Below are 1146 nucleotides of genomic sequence, written 5' to 3'. Positions count from 1 at the left end.
TAGCCGGGTGGACTCTAATTTGAAGGGCGAATGATCCATAGAATCAAACGCTTCCAGAGAGACCATTATGGGCCATTCCTACAGCCATTTGACGAAGGACGAACGTCAGACGATCTACAAACTGCTCGATCGCAAAATTCCGCTCACGCAGATCGCCAAAATAATCGGTCGCCATTATTCGACGCTCTATCGCGAAGTTCGGCGCAACTATTTCCACGACAGAGAATACCCACAATGGTCCGGCTGGTTTCCGTGGAACGCAACCGAGAGCGCGCGTAAGCGGCGTTTCAAACGACGCAAGCTGGAGCGCGATCGCGAGTTGCGTCGCCACATCATCGAGAAGCTTGAACTGCATTGGTCGCCCGAACAGATTGCTGGCCGGCTTAAGCTTTGCCCTGTGGATAAATCCAGGTTTGGCCATGTCTGTTCAGAAACGATTTATCGCTTCATCTACGATCGCAGCAACCGCGAAATGGCGCTTTATACCCTGCTCGCCAGACGTCGTAGGAATCGACGCGGATTGCGCGGACGCAAGCCAAGAGGTTCACATATCCCATTGTATTGTAACATAAAACATAGACCTGAAGATATTGCTAATCGTGAGATTTTCGGGCACTGGGAGGCCGATCTGGTCATCTTCCGGCGCGACTTCGGAAAGGCAAACATCACCAGTCTGATCGAGCGCAAAAGCCGCTACCAGGTCATCATACGCAACCGGGACCGCAACTCGTCAGGCGTACTGGGAGCTATCCAGCAGCATCTACACCCTCTCCCCTCCCATGGTCGTCAATCCATCACCTTTGACCGCGGCAGCGAGTTCATGGCTTGGAAAACACTCCACCAGTCCTTAGGTATCAAAAGCTATTTTTGCGACACGGCGTCACCCTACCAAAAAGGATCCGTCGAGAACGCCAACGGAAGATTGAGGCGCTATCTCCCGCTGGAGACGAACCTGAAAACACTAGGGGATGACGCACTGTCCGCTATTGCTCTGCGGATGAACAATACGCCTCGTCAGTGCCTCGGTTATAGGACGCCGGGCGAAGTCTTCAACGCCGAACTGGCTCAGATCAGAACAGTTTGCTAAACCGAACCGGACTTTGCACTTCGATTAGAACCCGCCCCGCCATTTAGTAATGTCGCACT

At 52.9% G+C, this 1146-nt stretch carries 1 protein-coding gene; it reads left to right on the top strand.

Translation table 11 applies throughout. The features are described 5' to 3' along the window. Nucleotides 1-67 precede the first annotated feature (67 nt). Nucleotides 68-1087: an IS30 family transposase gene (locus tag AEAC466_RS38045; protein ID WP_023459168.1), complete on the top strand. Its 1020-nt coding sequence runs from the start codon at nt 68-70 to the stop codon at nt 1085-1087. Nucleotides 1088-1146: the final 59 nt, after the last annotated feature.

The sequence above is a fragment of the Asticcacaulis sp. AC466 genome, from assembly GCF_000495815.1.
Classification (GTDB): Bacteria; Pseudomonadota; Alphaproteobacteria; order Caulobacterales; family Caulobacteraceae; genus Asticcacaulis.
The sequence above is the reverse complement of the archived record's forward strand: the minus strand, read 5'-3'. Positions and strand labels throughout refer to the sequence as shown.

Coding starts and splice junctions, on each gene's coding strand:
- AEAC466_RS38045 (WP_023459168.1), top strand. CDS start 68: ATGGGCCATTCCTACAGCCATTTGACGAAGGACGAACGTCAGACGATC.